The 17,593-nt window shown below is 57.4% G+C and carries 13 protein-coding genes and 1 tRNA gene; 13 read left to right on the top strand and 1 reads right to left on the bottom strand.

What is annotated here, in order from left to right; all coding sequences use genetic code 11:
- Positions 1-16: 16 nt before the first annotated feature.
- From ybgF to nadA, 5 genes are all read left to right on the top strand, one after another.
- Entirely contained in the window at positions 17-907 is an 891-nt protein-coding gene (gene ybgF, locus NCG89_RS04695) for a tol-pal system protein YbgF (protein ID WP_251088612.1), read from the top strand.
- Between the two features lie 60 nt (positions 908-967).
- Complete coding sequence (queE, locus tag NCG89_RS04690; RefSeq protein ID WP_251088611.1) at positions 968-1,621, top strand: 7-carboxy-7-deazaguanine synthase QueE; 654 nt, start codon at positions 968-970, stop codon at positions 1,619-1,621.
- 9 nt (positions 1,622-1,630) lie between these two features.
- Positions 1,631-2,305 carry a 7-cyano-7-deazaguanine synthase QueC gene (queC, locus tag NCG89_RS04685; RefSeq protein ID WP_251088610.1) on the top strand — a complete coding sequence of 225 codons (675 nt, stop codon included), beginning with the start codon at positions 1,631-1,633 and terminating at the stop codon, positions 2,303-2,305.
- 240 nt (positions 2,306-2,545) lie between these two features.
- Positions 2,546-2,620 (top strand) — tRNA-Lys (locus NCG89_RS04680).
- A gap of 122 nt (positions 2,621-2,742) precedes the next feature.
- Positions 2,743-3,786 carry a quinolinate synthase NadA gene (gene nadA / locus NCG89_RS04675; protein WP_251088609.1) on the top strand — a complete coding sequence of 348 codons (1,044 nt, stop codon included), beginning with the start codon at positions 2,743-2,745 and terminating at the stop codon, positions 3,784-3,786.
- A 19-nt stretch (positions 3,787-3,805) separates the two neighbouring features.
- Here the strand turns inward: nadA and NCG89_RS04670 are convergent, their stop codons facing one another.
- Complete coding sequence (locus NCG89_RS04670) at positions 3,806-5,233, bottom strand: M48 family metalloprotease (protein WP_251088608.1); 1,428 nt, start codon at positions 5,231-5,233, stop codon at positions 3,806-3,808.
- A 180-nt stretch (positions 5,234-5,413) separates the two neighbouring features.
- Here NCG89_RS04670 and NCG89_RS04665 point away from each other — a divergent pair, with 180 nt between their 5' ends.
- The 8 genes from NCG89_RS04665 to NCG89_RS04630 all read left to right on the top strand — a co-directional run bounded on the left by NCG89_RS04665 (position 5,414) and on the right by NCG89_RS04630 (position 17,455).
- Positions 5,414-5,647, top strand: a complete 234-nt coding sequence (locus NCG89_RS04665; protein ID WP_251088607.1) for a sulfurtransferase TusA family protein — start codon at positions 5,414-5,416, stop codon at positions 5,645-5,647.
- A 46-nt stretch (positions 5,648-5,693) separates the two neighbouring features.
- Positions 5,694-6,785 (top strand): AI-2E family transporter, encoded by a 1,092-nt coding sequence (locus NCG89_RS04660; protein WP_251088606.1) that lies wholly within the window; start codon positions 5,694-5,696, stop codon positions 6,783-6,785.
- Positions 6,786-6,837: 52 nt separating this feature from the next.
- Positions 6,838-9,696, top strand: coding sequence for an insulinase family protein (locus NCG89_RS04655; protein WP_251088605.1), 2,859 nt, complete (start codon positions 6,838-6,840; stop codon positions 9,694-9,696).
- Between the two features lie 332 nt (positions 9,697-10,028).
- Positions 10,029-12,692, top strand: a complete 2,664-nt coding sequence (gene aceE / locus NCG89_RS04650; RefSeq protein ID WP_251088604.1) for a pyruvate dehydrogenase (acetyl-transferring), homodimeric type — start codon at positions 10,029-10,031, stop codon at positions 12,690-12,692.
- A 21-nt stretch (positions 12,693-12,713) separates the two neighbouring features.
- Positions 12,714-14,465 (top strand): dihydrolipoyllysine-residue acetyltransferase, encoded by a 1,752-nt coding sequence (gene aceF / locus NCG89_RS04645; RefSeq protein ID WP_251088603.1) that lies wholly within the window; start codon positions 12,714-12,716, stop codon positions 14,463-14,465.
- Between the two features lie 260 nt (positions 14,466-14,725).
- Positions 14,726-15,022: a hypothetical protein gene (locus NCG89_RS04640; protein ID WP_251088602.1), complete on the top strand. Its 297-nt coding sequence runs from the start codon at positions 14,726-14,728 to the stop codon at positions 15,020-15,022.
- Positions 15,023-15,038: 16 nt separating this feature from the next.
- Positions 15,039-16,526, top strand: coding sequence for a circularly permuted type 2 ATP-grasp protein (locus NCG89_RS04635; RefSeq protein ID WP_251088601.1), 1,488 nt, complete (start codon positions 15,039-15,041; stop codon positions 16,524-16,526).
- The gene (locus NCG89_RS04630) at positions 16,523-17,455 is read left to right on the top strand and encodes an alpha-E domain-containing protein (RefSeq protein ID WP_251088600.1); all 933 of its coding nucleotides are present in this window, start codon (positions 16,523-16,525) and stop codon (positions 17,453-17,455) included. The genes NCG89_RS04635 and NCG89_RS04630 overlap by 4 nt, the downstream gene beginning before the upstream one ends.
- Positions 17,456-17,593: the final 138 nt, after the last annotated feature.

Genomic DNA, 17,593 nt, shown 5'->3' with positions numbered 1-17,593 from the left:
ATTTGAAGGCGGTCTGATGCAGTTCAGGAAAGCTCCCCTCGTAGTAGGTGTCGTTCTGTGGTCCAGTCTGGCGAGTGCCCAGGCGCCGGTAGTTGATATTGGTGCCAGTGCGAATCGCCCGGCGGATAATCAACCCACCATGCAGGGGGAGCTTTACCAGCAGCTTCAGCAATTGCGTCAGGAGATGATGCAGTTGCGAGGTCTGGTGGAAGAGCAGGGGCATCAGCTCCGCCAGCTCAAACAGCAAAGTCTTGATCGTTATATTGATCTCGATCGGCGCATCAGTGGCGCATCCCCGGTAGCGATGCCGGCGGATGAGTCCGAAGATACAATGCTTGATGGCGGCAGCGGTGCTGTCGGCGCAAGTGCAGGGGTAAGTGCCACCGGTGGTGCCCAATTGAATGGGGCACAGGTTGGTGATGGGGCAAGTGGGGGCAGTGGCGCCTCTGCCGCAGGGCTCCCGTCGGCAACCACGGGCAACATGTCAGCAGCTGCGGCTGCACAGCCCTCGGTTAGCACAGGTAACCCCTCCAGCGACTACGCCAAAGCGTACGGGTTGGTTCGCAGCCGGCAATTTGCCGAGGCGATCGTCGCCTTTAATGACTATGTCGAGCGGTACCCGGATGATCGCTACACTCCCAACGCCTGGTACTGGTTGGGCGAACTGCACATCGCAGTGAAGCCCCAAAACCTGTCAGCCTCGACAGAAGCCTTCCAAAAATTGCTGGCCGATTACCCAGACAATGGCAAGGTGCCCGCGGCCATGTACAAACTGGCGACGGTTTACTATCTCAATGGTCAGAAGCAGAAGGCCAAAGAGATGCTGACCCACGTCATTGACCGCTACAGCAACACTGGCAATTCAGCAGTGCAGAAGTCCCGGGAATTCCTCCGCAAGAATTTCTGATAAGCTTGCAGGTTTTTCAGCGCGGCAGAATTGGGTTCTGTCGCTGTTTGGACAATATGCATGGCTGATAGTCACTCCCTTCGTATCACCGAAATCTTCTACTCCCTTCAGGGGGAGTCTCGCACTTTGGGTTTGCCCACCGTCTTTGTGCGGCTCACAGGGTGCCCCTTGCGTTGCCAGTACTGTGATACCGAATACGCTTTCCATGGTGGTGAGCGTCAATCTATTGCGGATATTTTGACAACCGTCGCAAGTTATCGGCCCCGCTACGTATGCGTGACTGGCGGCGAACCGCTGGCGCAGCCCACCTGCCTTGAGCTGCTCAGCCAGCTTTGCGATGCCGGATATGAAGTATCACTGGAAACCAGTGGGGCCGTTTCCCTCGCCGGTGTCGATGATCGGGTTTCCAAGGTCATGGACTTGAAGACCCCGGGGTCGGGCGAGCAGCATCGCAACCTGATGGACAATCTGGCCTTGCTTGGCCGCAACGACCAGTTGAAGTTTGTGCTGTGTGATCGGCGCGATTACGACTGGGCGCGCTTTGAGGTCGAGAGCCGGGGCTTGTCCCAGCAAGTGGGGGAGGTGCTGTTTTCCCCGAGCTTCGGTCAATTGGATGCAACCGCGCTGGCTGACTGGATTGTTGAGGACAATTTGCCGGTGCGCTTCCAGCTGCAGCTCCACAAGCTGCTGTGGCAGGATGCGGCGGGGCACTGAGGAGTATTTATGTCAAAAAAAGCCGTGGTACTGGTCTCTGGGGGGTTGGACAGCGCAACGGTTCTGGCAATCGCCCGAGAACAGGGCTTTGAATGTTACACACTGGCCTTCGATTACGGTCAACGCCACCGGGCAGAACTCAAAGCGGCACGTCGCGTTGCTGACGCGCACGGTGCGGCCGCCTTTAAGATGATTACACTGGATTTGAGCAGTATCGGTGGCTCGGCACTGACCGACCTGAATATCCCGGTCCCTGAGGCGGGCGGCGATGGTATTCCGGTGACCTATGTGCCGGCGCGCAATACCGTATTTTTATCCATTGCTCTGGGCTGGGCGGAGGTCCTGCAGGCGGACGATATCTTCATCGGCGTGAATGCGGTGGATTACTCGGGCTACCCCGACTGTCGCCCCGACTTTATTGCCGCCTTCGAACGGCTGGCGAATGTGGCGACTAAGGCCGGCGTGGAGGGGCACGCCATGACCATCCATACCCCGCTAATCGATTTAAGCAAAACCGATATTGTCCGTCGGGGCACGCAACTGGGTGTGAACTACGCCGAGACGGTATCCTGCTATAGCGCCGATGAGCAGGGTAGGGCGTGTGGTCATTGCGATAGTTGTGCGCTGCGCAAGCAGGGCTTCGACGAGGCTGGAATCCCGGATCCCACGCGCTACATTGCCTGAGCCAGCCGGGCCTGCCATTCAGTGGCGGGGCCGATCTTCCTGTATGACGCCCCTCTCAGGGGATGACACTTGACCATTGTCTATCGGCGATGACCGGCGCACAGGCCGTGTTGCGGGGGAGGGTGAGCGCGTTTCGGTTGGTGTCATTTGGCGCGTTCATCCGCCTTCAAAAAACCGTAATTTTTTTCAGCCAACGTGTTGTTTTTTGTTTTTAAATCCGTATGATAGGCGCCTCTTTCGGGGCCGTTAGCTCAGTGGTAGAGCAGTTGGCTTTTAACCAATTGGTCGATGGTTCGAATCCATCACGGCCCACCACGAAATTAAGAAGGATGCCCCCGGCATCCTTTTTTTTTGTCTGACCGATTGTGCATTGGGGGCATTGCAGACAAGTCTGCTAAAATGCTCGGCCAACGGTCCGCAATTGGTAGAGAACGCTTATGGCGGAACATGCATCAGCCCAAGAGATCGTTCGCGATCACCTGGCGAAAATTCATGAGCAACCCAAGCTGCCGGCTGAACAGCGCGAGGGTCTGCGTGAGCGGATCAAAGCACTGCTAAAGGCCAAGAACGCCGTGCTTGTGGCGCATTACTACACCGACCCCGAAATCCAGGCCCTGGCCGAAGAAACCGGCGGGTGTGTGTCTGACTCCCTGGAAATGGCCCGATTTGGCCGCGATCATCCCGCTGAGCAGTTGGTGGTGGCCGGGGTGAAGTTTATGGGTGAGACCGCCAAGATTCTGTCTCCCGAAAAGCGGGTGATGATGCCGACGCTGGAAGCAACCTGTTCATTGGATATCGGTTGTCCTGCCGATGAGTTTTCCGCCTTGTGTGACCAACACCCCGACCGCACTGTGGTGGTTTACGCCAATACTTCGGCCGCTGTAAAAGCCCGTGCCGATTGGGTCGTGACCTCCAGTATTGCCTTGAAAGTGGTGGACTACCTCGACAGCAAGGGTGAAAAAATCTTGTGGGCGCCGGATAAGCACTTGGGCGATTACGTGCGCCGGGAAACCGGTGCCGACGTGCTGCTGTGGGACGGCGCCTGTATCGTCCACGAGGAGTTCAAAGCTCAGGGCATTCTGGATCTGAAAAAGGTCTACCCCGACGCGGCCGTGCTGGTGCACCCCGAGTCACCGGCCAGTGTGGTGGCCCTGGCCGATGCGGTTGGCTCGACTACCCAGATTATCCATGCCGCGCGGGATCTGCCCAACAAGCAACTGATCGTTGCAACTGATCAGGGTATTTTCTATAAGCTGCAGCAGCTAGTGCCGGACAAGGAGTTCATTATTGCGCCGACAGCAGGCAGTGGCGCGACCTGCCGCAGCTGCGCTAACTGTCCGTGGATGGCCATGAACGCCCTGGAAAATCTTGCCGAGGTGTTGGAGCGCGGCGGCAACGAGATTTTCGTCGATCCCGCGCTGGCGGAGGCGGCCATGAAGCCGCTGACGCGAATGTTGGATTTTGCGGCGGGCCAGCGCTAGCGCCCGGTCGCCGCTTTCCTTACAAGCTTTCCAGAAATTTCTGCATCTCGCCAATTTCCCGCAGGCGCTCGCGAATGCGGCGCCGCAGAATGCTGTCCTCTGGCGCATCTTTGTAGGCGTAGCGCAGCTGTGATTGGGCTCGCTGGAACTGGCCATTGAGTACAAAGTATTCACTGCGGGCCAGGTGTACCCCCATGATGTTGCCCGCGAGCCCCCGCACCTCTGCCAACTCATACCACAGGGCTGGATCGCCCGGCTGATGTCGGCTTTGCTCGGTCAGCAATTTATCAGCATCCTCAAAGCGACCGGCGCCCTGCAGGGCTGAGGCGAGCGCCATGGTTAAGGGCTGATTGTGTGGGGTGAGAGCCAGCTTTTCCTGAAGCAGGGCGATGGCCTCTTTGTATTGCTTCTTGCCGTTGAGGATCTCGCCCTCTGCGAGTTGGTAGGCAATGCGACCGGGATCGGCGGCAAGCAGCGGTTTCAGCTGCTCCTCGGCTTCGCTCCAGCGCTCGAGGGCAATCAGGGCGGAAACAATGCCGTAGCGCCGGGCCTCGCCATTGATGCCAGACTCCCGTTGCCATTGTTTGATCAAACTCTCTTTATTGTCGCTGTGATGCACCAGCATGCGCATTTTCACCAGCTGGTAGTTCAGGTTATCGGTGTACACCTTGCGTGGGTATTGCCGGGCGCGATTGCGACTGTCATTGATCCGGCTTTCGGTCAGGGGGTGGGTCAGCAGGAATTCAGGCGGATTACTGCCCCGGTAGCGGTACTGGGCGTTCATGTTTTCGAACATGCTGGGCACGCCGTTGGGGTCCATGTCGGCCTTGACCATGGTTTCCATGCCTACCCGGTCGGCTTCTTGCTCGTGCTCCCGGCTGAAGCGAAGTTGATTTTCCAGTGCGGCGGCCTGGGTGGCGGTAATGGCGGCAATGCCCGCGTCACTGCCCGTCGTGGCGGCCAAAACCACACCTGCGAGTATCCCCGCCAGGGTCGGAATGGTGCTTTGCTGAGCTTTATCCATCGAGCGCGAGAAGTGGCGCTGACTGAGGTGGGCAATTTCGTGGGCCAGCACGCCGGCCAGTTGCGCCTCGTTGTCGGTGTGCAAAAACAGCCCGCTGTGCACGCCGATGACGCCGCCGGGTACCGCAAAGGCATTGATGGTGGCATTGTCTACCACCACGGTTTCCAGGCGCCGGTCTTTGAGTTCGCTGTTGGCAGCGAGCTTATATAGTAGGGATTCGACGTAATCCTTGGCGAGGGGGTCGTCAATTGTTTGGACCTGGCTGCGGAACATTTTCAGCCATGCTCTGCCCAAATCGTGCTCCTGCTGTTGGGAGTAGCGGCTTGCGGTGACGTCTCCCAAGTCAGGGAGGTTGAAGTCGTCATCGGCGAGAGCCAGGGCACTACCGCCGACCAGCACGGCAATGGAAAGAAATCGTTTCAACACAACCTACCTTTATTAAAGTAACTGCGCGTGCGCCATGTTTTGGAGCCGGTTGTCAGTTCAATGATCATAACAAGAGCGCTGAGGCTTCGACATAACAATTCGCCAAAAGTGCCTGTTTGCGCTCCGTGTCGGCAGGCTATACTGGGGCTTTAAATTTAGGGGTATTGCGGCTGCTTTATGCGTGTTAAGGATCATCAAGTGGATGCTCGGGGGCTGTCCTGCCCGATGCCCCTGCTCAAGGCCAAGCAGGCCATCAACAAAATGGCGGTGGGCGAGGTCCTTGAAGTGCTGGCAACCGATGCCGGTTCGCAACGGGATTTTGCTGCATTTGCGCGGCAAAGCGGTCATCGTCTGTTGCTTAGCGAAAGCAAGGGCAATGAGTTTCATTACCTGATAGAAAAGTCGGCATAGTCCTCGATTGACGCGGGCGTGTGAATTTGGGGGTTAAGGAGATCCAATGATCAACATCTTTCGTTCCTGGTTTGATCGCCTGTTTGCGGAAGAAGAAACCGTTGTCCTGCTGCTGATCCTGGCGGGCTGCCTGTTGCTGATGCTGTTCCTGGGCAATGTGCTGGTGCCGATCATCGCCAGTGTGGTTCTGGCCTTTATGATGCAGGGCATGATTCACCGCCTGACCACCTTCGGTGCCCGGCGCGGTTTGGCTATTGGGATTACCTACGGAATCTTTCTGGCAATTTTCTTTGGTGTGCTCACCTTGCTGTTGCCGCTGGTCTGGCAGCAGTCGGTCAACCTGGTGCAAGAGGCCCCAGCAATGATGCGCAAGCTGCAGCAGTCGCTGCTGGTGTTGCCCGAGCGCTCAGAGCTGTTCACTGAAAGTCAGATTCGCGAGTGGATGGCCGTCATTACCTCAAAAATGGGCTCGGCGGGCCAGTACCTGCTGTCCTTCTCCATCGCCCAGCTACCCAACCTGGTGGGCCTGCTGATTAACATTATTCTGATCCCCATCCTGGTTTTCTTTTTTCTGAAGGATAAGCAGGTCATCCTCAGCTGGTTAAGTGGCTTTCTGCCCGACCGTCGCCCCATTTTGACGGTGATCTGGAATGAGATGAATGTCCAGGTCGCCAACTACGTACGCGGCAAAGCGGTGGAAATTGTCATCGTTGGCAGTGTTTCCTACGTGTGCTTTGTGGTGATGGGGCTGAACTATGCGGCGTTGCTTGGCTTGCTGGTCGGGCTGTCGGTGGTCATTCCCTATATCGGGGCGGCGGTGGTCACTATTCCCGTTTTGCTCGTAGGATATTTGCAATGGGGGTGGGGCGGCGAATTTCTTACTCTGGCCATTGTCTACGGCGTTATTCAGGCCCTGGACGGCAACGTGCTAGTGCCACTGCTTTTTTCCGAGGCGGTGAATATGCACCCGGTTGCCATCATCGTTGCGGTATTGGTGTTTGGCGGCTTGTGGGGTCTGTGGGGGGTCTTTTTCGCGATTCCGCTGGCGACCCTGGTCAAGGCCATTCTGTACGCTTGGCCAACTCAGTCGAAACTGGCGCCGCCTGAGGCGGCCACCCCTGAGCCGAGTCAGGACTAAGTGTGTCCGGCGGCTTAATGAATTTACTGCTTGTGTTTACTAAGGATTTTTTGTGGCTCAGTTAGTGCGTTACCTGGTTGCTTCTTTTGTACTTTTCTCTCTCGTTGCCTGTGGCGTGGTGCCGGGGCTCGGGGGCTCGGTCGAGATTGCTAAACCCCTTAACGACAATCGTAGCTACCGCTATTTGACGCTGGAAAATGGCTTGCAGGTACTGCTGATATCAGACCCGCAGGCAGATAAGGCCGCCGCCTCCCTCGATGTTAATGTGGGCAGTCGTCAGGACCCGGAAGATTACCAGGGGCTGGCACATTTTCTGGAGCACATGCTGTTTTTGGGTACTGAGAAATACCCAAGAGCGGGCGAGTATCAGGAATTTATCAGCGCCCACGGTGGTGGCCACAACGCCTTTACTTCATTTGAGCACACCAATTACTTCTTCGATATCGCCGCTGATTCGCTGGAGCCGGCACTGGATCGTTTTGCCCAGTTCTTCTCGGCGCCACTGTTCAATGCCGAGTTTGTGCAGCGTGAGGTGAATGCGGTGAACTCAGAATACCGCTCCAAGATCCGCGATGATCGTCGACGGGAGCTGGCGGTGTTCAAGTCTCAGCTGAATCCCGCGCACCCGTACCGCAAATTTTCTGTCGGAAACCTGGAGACCTTGCAGAGCGATAAACCCGAGGCTCTACGTGAGCAATTGCTGCGCTTTTATCGGCAGTACTATTCTGCCGACATCATGACGCTGACGGTGATTGGTCGAGAATCGCTGACCGAGTTAGAGGCAATGGTTCGGCCTCGGTTCAGTCCTGTTGGTCGCCATGGGGTATCGCTGAAGGCGATAGATCAGCCGCTGTTTGCCGACGGCGGCTTACCCCGTTTTGTGGCCATTGAGCCGGTGCAAAACCGTCGTGTGTTAACGGTCGCGTTTCCGGTGCCTGACACCGAGCCCCATTGGCGCAGTAAACCGCTCAGTTATCTCGGCAATTTACTCGGCCACGAGGGCGAGGGCAGTTTGTTGTCGGTGCTCAAAGCGCGGGGCTGGGCGGAATCACTGAATGCCGGTGAGAGTCTGTCCTACCAGGGCGGTGCCATGTTTGGTGTCGAGATCAACCTCACTGAGGCTGGCAAGGGCAAGGTTGATGACATTGTCAGTTTGTTGTTTGCCAACATCCGCATGATAAAAGCGGGCGGGATTGAGGCGTGGCGCTTTGACGAGCAAAGTGGTTTGGCTCGGCAGCAGTTTTTGTTCCGCACGCCACCTGCCGCCAGTCAGGAAGCCGTTGGCTTGTCGATGGCCCTCCAGCAGTACCCCGCTGCCGATGTGATGCGCGGTCCCTACGCCATGGACGAATTTCAGCCGGGGGTGATTCAGCAATACCTGGAGGTGCTGCGGCCGGACAACGCGCTGGTGGTGTTGGTTGCGCCGGGTGTGAAAACCACGCAAGAGGTCAAACGCTACGATGTCGGTTTTGATCAGCGGCCGGTGAGTGGCGAGCAGCTGCAACGCTGGCAGGCGGCTCTTGGCGAGCCAGGTGAAACCGACCTCAGTTTGCCCAGTGCAAACCCCTTTATCGCCGAGGATTTTTCTCTGGCCCAGCGCACTGACGCGGATGCCGATGGCAACACCCCGAGGCTGCTTGGTGAGCTAGAGGGGGTTGAGACCTGGTTGAATACCGACGATGTCTTTGAAGTGCCCAAGGGGCGCACGTATTTGCTGCTGCGCACGCCGACAGCGACCGGTACATTGAGTGAGCGAGTGAAAACCCGGCTGTGGCTGCGGATGGTGAAGGACCAGCTCAATGAGCTGGCCTACCCTGCCCAGCTGGCGGGCCTGAGTTTTTCGCTGGATTCTGATTGGCGTGGAATTGAGGTCAGTCTGGGCGGCTACAACGAAAAGCAGGCAGAACTGCTAACCGAGGTGCTCAAAGGGTTGGTCAACACCGAGTGGCAGGCGGCTCGCTTCAAGCGTATCAAGGCCCAGCGGCTGCGGCATTTTGAAAATGCGCGTAAGCGCAGCCCCTATCAACAGTTGATTGATGAACTGCCGCGAGCGCTGTTGCTGGATCAACCTGCGTTGTCGGCGCAAAAGAATTTGTTGAAAGATGTGACCATGGAACAGGTCGCCGAGCATGCTAAAACCATGCTGCAGGGCTTTGCGCCGCTGTTGTTGGTGGATGGCAATTTTAACGAGGGCGACGCCAAGGAGCTTGCAGGCGTGGTGAAACGTGTGCTCCCCGTGGGTAGCCAAGCGGCGGCCCGCCAGAATCTGGTTTTGCTGCCCGAGGCAACCCATGTGCGCCAGGTGAATGCGCGCCATGACGATGCGGCAATTTTGCAATATATCCAGTCGGGTGGCAGTGGCAATACCGCCAGGGTGGCCATGGGCTTGACCGCTCAGATCATGAGTGCCAGCTTTTACTACGAGCTGCGCACGGAAAAGCAGCTTGGCTATATTGTCACGGCCGGCGTTTACCCTGTTCGAGAAGTGCCGGGAATTTACTTTCTGGTGCAGTCTCCGGTTGCCGGACCGGAGGCCTTGCAGAAGGAAATTGATGCCTATATCCAGGCCTGGCTGGCTGGCGGTGTGAGTCAGGACGAATTCGACAAACACAAGGCCAGCCTGGCCAAGCGCCTGGCAGAGCAGCCGGAAAATGTGTGGGAGGCCGCTGACCGCCACTGGCGAGATCTGCTGGAACATTATCCCGACTTTGACAGTCGGGCGCAGTTGGTCGCCGCGCTGGCCGACCTCAGTTACGAGCAGTGGTGGCAGCAAGTGTCCAAGGACTTTGCTAAACCGCGCAGTATGGTGATCTATGCTGAGGGCAAATGGCAGAGCCAGCGCATGGCCGGTGAGGCAGTGGAGTCCTTGTCTGAATTCAAATCCGGCTTGCCAACGCGGCAGTTTGATTGATCAAAAAAACGCCTAAGTAACTGTTTTAAATGAATGAACAAAGCTGTATTAATTTTGTGAATGTTAATATTTTCTTGATTTATAGTGCGTTGTAGGTAAAATCGGTCGCGCCGCTCAGCTTGCAATCCAAGGCTGCGCGGCCGAATAAGATGAATGTAGGGTGGGGCGTGGCTCAAAAGGCCGTCTCTCTGCCCACCTTGGCCAGGTGATCACCGTCACCAACGGGCAGATCCATTTACCTTCCCCCTTGGGAGGGAGCCGGTTGTCACGCGGTGCGCAGGTTTCGCCTGCTGGTCTGGGAAACGTCAGCCCAATGATTTAAGGACTGTGACATGGATCAAGACCCCGATTTTCGTGAAGATCTCGACCCCCAGGAAACCCAGGAGTGGCTGGAGGCGCTGGAGGGTGTACTGAAGTTTGGCGGTCGAGACCGCGCTGCCTTCCTGCTCAAACGCCTGGCAAAATATGCGGCCCGTTCCGGCGCCCAACTGCCCGCCGCCATCACCACCTCCTTTCGCAATACTATTGAGCCTCGCGACGAAAAGCGGATGCCCGGCGATTTGTTTATGGAGCGTAAGATTCGCTCGCTGATCCGCTGGAATGCGCTGGCGATGGTAATGCGCGCCAATGACAATGACGATGCCCTGGGCGGCCATATTTCCTCCTTTTCTTCCTCCGCCACCCTCTACGATGTGGGCTTCAATTATTTTTTTCGCGGCGGTGAAAAGGCCGACCTGATTTACTACCAGGGTCACAGCTCGCCTGGGATGTACGCCCGTTCATTTCTAGAGGGACGGCTGACCGAGAGCGATCTGAATAATTTCCGCCGTGAGGTCGATGGCAAGGGGCTGTCTTCTTACCCCCACCCCTGGCTGATGCCGGATTACTGGCAGTTTCCCACCGTGAGTATGGGCCTCGGCCCCATTCAGGCGATCTATCAGGCTCACGTCATGAAGTATCAGCAAAGCCGGGGTCTGGTGGATCACGGTGACCGTAAAGTGTGGTGCTTTATGGGCGATGGCGAGAGCGATGAGCCCGAATCGTTGGGAGCCATTGCCCTGGCTGGCCGGGAAGAGCTCGACAACCTGATCTTTGTGGTCAATTGTAATCTTCAGCGCCTCGATGGTCCGGTGCGCGGCAACGGCAAGATCATTCAGGAGTTGGAAGGGGTTTTCCGGGGCGCCGGCTGGAATGTCATCAAGGTGATCTGGGGGCGGCTGTGGGATCAGCTGCTCGAGAAAGACACCACCGGCCTGCTGCGCAAACGCATGAACGAAGTGGTCGACGGTGAGCTGCAGAATTACAAGGCCAACGGTGGCGCCTATACCCGCAAGCACTTTTTCGGCAAGTACCCAGAATTGTTGGAGTTGGTGAAAGACCTCTCTGACGACGACATTATGTATCTCAATCGCGGCGGTCACGATCCGTACAAGGTTTACGCGGCCTACGCCAACGCCGTGGAGAGCCAGGGCCGGCCGACAGTGGTGCTGGCCATGACCGTGAAAGGTTACGGTTTGGGCGAGGGCGGTGAGGCGCAGAACGAAGCGCACTCGGTTAAGAAACTGGACCTGGATGAGCTGAAGAAATTCCGCGATCGCTTTGGTGTACCCATCAGCGATGATGACCTGGCGAAAGTGCCCTATTATCGGCCGCCGGAAGACAGTCCGGAAATGGCGTACATGCACAAGCGCCGGCAGGAGCTGGGCGGATACTTGCCCGCGCGCAATGCCGATTTTGACGCCCTTGAGACGCCTGGGCTGGACCGCTTCGAGGCCCAGTTGAAAGATACCGGGAAGCGGGAAATTTCAACCACCATGGCCTTTGTGCGCCTGTTGTCCACCCTGGTCAAAGACAAGGCGGTGGGCGAGCGAATTGTTCCTATTGTGCCCGATGAGGCGCGTACCTTCGGCATGGAGGGGATGTTCCGCCAACTGGGGATTTATTCGTCCCAGGGCCAGCGCTACACCCCCCATGACGCTGACCAGATCATGTTTTACAAGGAAGACAAGCAGGGGCAGATTCTGGAGGAGGGGATTACCGAGTCCGGCGCATTCTCGGCCTGGTTAGCTGCGGCCACCTCTTACAGTAATCACCATTACCCGATGGTGCCCTTTTATATCTTCTACTCCATGTTCGGTTTCCAGCGGGTGATGGACCTGACCTGGGCGGCGGGTGACTCCCAGGCAAGGGGTTTTCTGATTGGCGCGACTTCGGGGCGCACCACCCTGAACGGTGAGGGTCTGCAGCATCAGGATGGCCACAGCCACCTGATGGCAAATATGATCCCCAACTGCGTCTCCTATGACCCGACCTATTCTTATGAGTTGGCAGTCATCATCCAGGATGGCATGCGGCGGATGTATCAGGCCAAAGAAAACGTCTTCTACTACATCACCATCATGAACGAAAACTACCACCACCCGGCCATGCCTGAGGGAGTGGAAGAGGGCATTGTGAAGGGGATGTACCGCCTGGCTAGCAGTGCGGCGAAGAAGCCCAAGTTGAAAGTGCAGTTGATCGGTAGCGGCACGATTCTGCGCGAGGTTGAAGCCGCGGCGGCGTTGCTGAAAAGCAAGTTCAAAGTTGAGGCCGATGTGTGGAGCGCAACCAGCATTAACCAGTTGCGTCGTGATGGCATGGACTGTGATCGCTGGAACCTGCTGCATCCGGAAGAGACCGCCAAAGTGCCCTATGTGACCGAACTGTTAACCGACAGTCGGGGGCCGGTGATTTGCGCGACCGACTATATCAAGGCCTACGGCGAGCAGCTCCGCCCCTATATTCCTGGGCGATTTGTGGTGCTGGGCACTGATGGCTATGGGCGCTCGGACACGCGGGCAAAATTGCGCGCGCATTTTGAGGTAGATCGAAACTATATTGCGGTGGCGGCCCTGAAGGCCCTGTGTGATGACGGCCTGTTGGCTGCCACCGAGGTGAGCAAGGCGATCAAAACCCTGGGGATCAACGCTGATTCCCCAAGCCCTCTGTACCGTTAAGCAAGATAAAAGGATTCTGTTGTGGCGAAAGAAACCATCAAGATTCCCGATATGGGCGGCGCTGACGGCGTCGAGATCATTGAAATCTGCGTGGCGGAGGGTGACCGGGTAGAAGCAGAAGATTCGCTTTTGGTCCTTGAGTCAGATAAAGCCTCCATGGAAGTGCCCGCGCCTCAGGCCGGGACCATCAGTAAAATTCTGGTCAAAGTCGGCGACACGGTCTGTGAAGGCGACGCGGTGTTTGAGCTAGAGGGCGATAGTGGTGATGCCCAGCCTGAGAGCGACAGCGCTGAGGATGACAATGCCGGTGAAACGGCGGAGCAGGAGGGTGATGCCTCTGATGAGGAAAGCGCCGCCGATGACCCGTCTGAGGCAAATAAAAAACCTGCCCAAGAGGAAGGTGGCAAGGGCGCTGCGGCAAGCCGTGTCGAGACGATCAAAGTACCGGACATCGGCGGCGAAGCGGAGGTCATTGAGCTCTGCGTAGCCGCGGGTGACGCCGTGGAAGAGGGTGACTCACTCATTGTGCTGGAGTCTGATAAGGCCTCGATGGAAGTGCCTTCACCCTTCTCTGGCACGCTCACCAGCCTGGTGGTAAAGGTGGGCGACAGCCTGTCCGAGGGGAGCCTCCTCGGCGAGATTGAGGTGCAGGGCCAAGCTGCCGCGGAGGATGGAAGTGCTGCGGAGGATGAAAGCGCCGCGGAGGATGCTGCTCCGGCAGAGAAAAGCGCTGGGCAAGACAGTGGCGACGCCTCGGGCTCATCGTCCGAAAACGCCAAGCGTCCCGCCGGCGAACAGTTTCAGACAGCCAACCCTGCCTTGGCCGCAGGCGCGGATGCTGCCTCCGGACCAACCCTGGAAACCCATCACGATGTGTACGCCGGGCCCGCCGTGCGCAAAATGGCGAGGGAGTTCGGTATTCCGCTAGAGCAGGTCAAGGGAAGCGGTCCCAAAGGTCGCGTGGTTAAAGAAGATTTGCAAGCCTACGTCAAAACCCTGGCAAGCAAGGGGCCGGCACCCGCGGCCGCCGGTGGCGGCGCGTTGCCGCCCTTACCGGAAGTCGACTTTGCCAAGTTCGGCTCGGTCAGGGTCGAGGCGCGCAGCAAGCTTGATAAGCTCACCGCAGCGAATATGCACCGCAGCTGGGTGAACCTGCCCCACGTGACCCACTTCGACGATGCCGATATTACCGAGCTAGAGCACTTTCGTAAGCGTCTTAAGGCTGAGGCCGAAGCCAAAGGTGTTAAAGCCACACCCTTGCCCTTTTTGTTGAAGGCGGTGGCGGCCACCCTACAGGCCTTTCCCAAATTCAACGCCTCGCTGAGCAGCGACGGCGAGTCGATTGTGTACAAAGACTATGTCCATGTGGGGATGGCGGTGGATACCCCGGCTGGGCTGGTGGTGCCGGTGCTGCGCGATGTTGATAAAAAATCCATCTGGCAATTGGCGGCGGAGTCGGCCGAGCTCGCCGCTAAGGCGCGAGATCGCAAACTGTCACCCGCCGATATGCAGGGCGGCTGCTTCACGATCTCCAGTCTCGGTGGCATCGGTGGTAAGGGCTTTTGCCCAATCATCAATGCGCCGGAATTGGCGATTCTGGGGGTATCTCGCTTGTCGGTGCAGCCGGTGTGGGACGGTGAGTCGTTCCAGCCAAGGCAGATGCTGCCCTTGTCGCTGTCCTATGATCATCGCGCGATTAACGGCGCCGATGCCGGGCAGTTTATGGTTCACCTGATTGCCCTGTTGGGGGATATTCGGCGCCTGCTCCTGTAGGTGGTTAGGCGCTGGGCAATCAGGGGCCTAGCCATTTTCGCCCGTCTGCCATGGCGTGGTGAAAGTGGCTGGGGCGCCCCCTGCTGTTTGAATCCTGCCATTGCTGACGGCGATGGTTCCGGCTGTCGTGATGCATTGCAAATTCACAACCGCCAAGCAGAAATGGATTGGTACCAACGGCCAAATGTACGTTATATTCAAGAGCTTGTGACACGGTTGTCAGCCGCTCGGCGTTGAGTGGCAAACTGCGGAGGAATGGCTTGACCCTTCACCCCCAAAGCAGTGTTTCTCTATGGCTTGCGATGCAGGCCAATCCAGTTTTTTTGTCATTTCTAAGGGGCATTTGTCGCCCGCTCTTCTTACAACAATTGCCTCGCGTTATTTCACAGTGGTGTGTCACTGTTGTTGTGCAAGTTGGCGCATCGTTTGCAGGCATAAAAATCATCATTACTCCATTGCGCGGCCTGGCCGTTATCCGCTGCGCAGCCTTGGTGCGCTTTGTTGGTGTGGCCTGCGCTGCACCAGTGCATCAAGGGGTATTCCGTTTCCCAAAATAGGCTGGAATAACAATATATGAGTACAGGTAGAGGCAAGGAATCCGACAGCATTGATTGGAGCCAGTATCCCAAGGGCGATTTCTTTGACGAGATGATTTCCGACAAGGGCAACCCCCGGGCCGCCAGCCGCCGGATCGTTAGCGCATTGTCGAAACTCAGCGGCGAAGAACTGGAAAGTCGCCGTGTGGCGGCGGACCGCACGGTGCGGGATATGGGGGTCAGCTTCACCGTTTACATGGACGGCAGCAATATTGACCGGGCCTGGCCCTTTGACTTGATTCCGCGGGTGATTGGCGAAGTGGAGTGGAAGCGCACCGAGGAGGGCCTCAAGCAGCGCGTCAAAGCCCTGAATATGTTTATCAATGACGTTTACCACGATCAGCAGATTTTCAAAGATGGCGTGGTTCCCGATTATCTGCTGAAAGATTCCAAGAATTTCCGTCCTGAGTGCGTTGGTGTGAATCCGCCCCGGGGGGTGTGGGCACATATTTGTGGCTGTGACCTGGTGCGCGACGCCGATGGCAAGTTCTACGTTCTGGAAGACAACCTGCGTGTGCCTTCCGGGGTGGCCTATATGTTGGAAAACCGCGAAATCAGCAAGCGGGTGTTGCCGGAGCTGTTTGAAACCAACGATATTCTGCCAGTGGATGATTACCCGGAAAAACTGCTGAGCATGCTGGCGTCGGTGTCGCCGCGCAAAGTGCGCCAACCGGTAATCGTGATTCTTACACCGGGGATTTTTAACTCCGCCTACTTCGAGCACGCTTTTCTTGCCCAACAACTGGGGGTGGAGCTGGTAGAGGGCAGTGACCTGGTCGTCGGGGAGGATGACTGCGTTTACATGCGCACGATCTCCGGCCTGGAGCGGGTGGATGTTATTTATCGCCGGATTGATGACCTGTTTCTGGATCCGGAAGCCTTCAACCCGGATTCTGTGCTCGGCGCGGCCGGTCTGATGCGAGCCTGGAAGGCGGGCAATGTTGGCCTGGTGAATGCCCCGGGTGCTGGGGTGGCCGATGACAAGGTGGTCTATGCCTACGTGCCCAAAATGATCGAGTACTACCTGGGTGAAAAGGCGATTTTGCCGAACGTGGAAACCTATCTCTGTGACGACCCCGAACAGCGGGAATACGTGCTCGCCAATATCGAAAAGCTGGTGGTAAAGCCGGCGAACGAGTCGGGTGGCTACGGCATGCTGGTGGGCCCCCACGCCTCGGAGAAGGATCACAAGACCTTCCGCAAGCTGGTCCAGGAAAATCCCCGCAATTACATTGCCCAGCCGACTCTGCAGCTGTCGACCACACCGGTTATCACCGGGCCGGGTCAGGTAGAACCCCGGCATCTCGACTTGCGACCTTTTGTCTTGCAGGGCAAAACCACCACGGTGACCACGGGTGGCTTGACCCGGGTGGCTCTGAAGAAAGGCTCCCTGGTGGTGAATTCCTCCCAGGGCGGGGGGAGTAAAGATACTTGGATTGTGGCCCAGGGAGGGAAAAAATCATGATGCTGTCCCGGGTTGCTGAGCGCGTTTACTGGTTTGCCCGCTACTTGGAGCGGGTGGAAAGTATGGCCCGCTTGATCAATGTCTACACTTCTTTGTTATTTGATTTGCCCAAGGATACCGGCATCAGCTGGCACAACCTGGTTATTGCCAGCGGCAGTCATCACGAATATGAACGGCGTTTTTCGGTGAAGGATGAAAAGCGGGTGGTGCGTTTTCTGCTGGAAGATACCAGCAATTTAGGTTCGCTGATGTCGTCGCTGCGGATGGTGCGGGAGAACATTCGCACTACCCGGGATGTGCTCCCCGCCGAGAGCTGGGAACTGGTCAACGAGTTTCAGATTTTCGTCAGCGAGAATATGCAGCAGGGTCTGAATCGCCGCCACCGGACGGAGTTTCTCGGTGACATCGTCAAGACCTGCCAGCAGATTAACGGCCTGATTTACGACACCATGCGTCGAGATGAGGCCTGGCACTTCCTGGTGCTGGGCCGCAGCCTGGAGACCGCCGATATGACCCTGCGGACCCTGGAGGCGGGGGCGCGGATGTCAGGCGACTGTATTGAGCACGACAGCGTTCACGTGACCGATGCGGTGTGGAGCAGCGTGTTGGGCACCCTCAATGCCATCATGCCCTTCCGCCGTACCATGAAGGTCTCCCTGAATGGTGAGGACTCGGCGCGCTTCCTGCTCGAGGACACGCTGTTTCCCCGGGCGGTGACGGCCTGTTTGCTGGATATGCGTGCCTCTGCGGCCATGTTGCCCCGAGGCCTGGCGGTGGGCAAGGCTGTGGATGGCCTGATCAAGCAAGTGGAAAAAGGCGACGGTTATGAGGATGTGCTGGTGGCGTTACCTGCCCATATAGACGAGTTGCAGCGCCAGTTGGGCGGCCTGCACAATGTGATTAACGAGACCTGGTTTACCCCGGGTTAAGGCTGGCGAACCCCCGCGGGTGGTGTGCTTTATGCTGCATCTGCAGGGGTTTCACCGTACTATTCCTCATTTGCTGGAATTTTGGAACTGCGGTAGTCTTGCCCCTCGCGACACCCTGTCGATGGGGCGCGCTGACTT

It is taken from the genome of Spongiibacter taiwanensis (assembly GCF_023702635.1).
In the GTDB taxonomy this organism is placed as follows: domain Bacteria; phylum Pseudomonadota; class Gammaproteobacteria; order Pseudomonadales; family Spongiibacteraceae; genus Spongiibacter; species Spongiibacter taiwanensis.
The sequence above is the reverse complement of the archived record's forward strand: the minus strand, read 5'-3'. Positions and strand labels throughout refer to the sequence as shown.

Coding starts and splice junctions, on each gene's coding strand:
- ybgF (WP_251088612.1), top strand. CDS start 17: ATGCAGTTCAGGAAAGCTCCCCTCGTAGTAGGTGTCGTTCTGTGGTCC.
- queE (WP_251088611.1), top strand. CDS start 968: ATGGCTGATAGTCACTCCCTTCGTATCACCGAAATCTTCTACTCCCTT.
- queC (WP_251088610.1), top strand. CDS start 1,631: ATGTCAAAAAAAGCCGTGGTACTGGTCTCTGGGGGGTTGGACAGCGCA.
- nadA (WP_251088609.1), top strand. CDS start 2,743: ATGGCGGAACATGCATCAGCCCAAGAGATCGTTCGCGATCACCTGGCG.
- NCG89_RS04665 (WP_251088607.1), top strand. CDS start 5,414: ATGCGTGTTAAGGATCATCAAGTGGATGCTCGGGGGCTGTCCTGCCCG.
- NCG89_RS04660 (WP_251088606.1), top strand. CDS start 5,694: ATGATCAACATCTTTCGTTCCTGGTTTGATCGCCTGTTTGCGGAAGAA.
- aceE (WP_251088604.1), top strand. CDS start 10,029: ATGGATCAAGACCCCGATTTTCGTGAAGATCTCGACCCCCAGGAAACC.
- NCG89_RS04635 (WP_251088601.1), top strand. CDS start 15,039: ATGAGTACAGGTAGAGGCAAGGAATCCGACAGCATTGATTGGAGCCAG.
- NCG89_RS04630 (WP_251088600.1), top strand. CDS start 16,523: ATGATGCTGTCCCGGGTTGCTGAGCGCGTTTACTGGTTTGCCCGCTAC.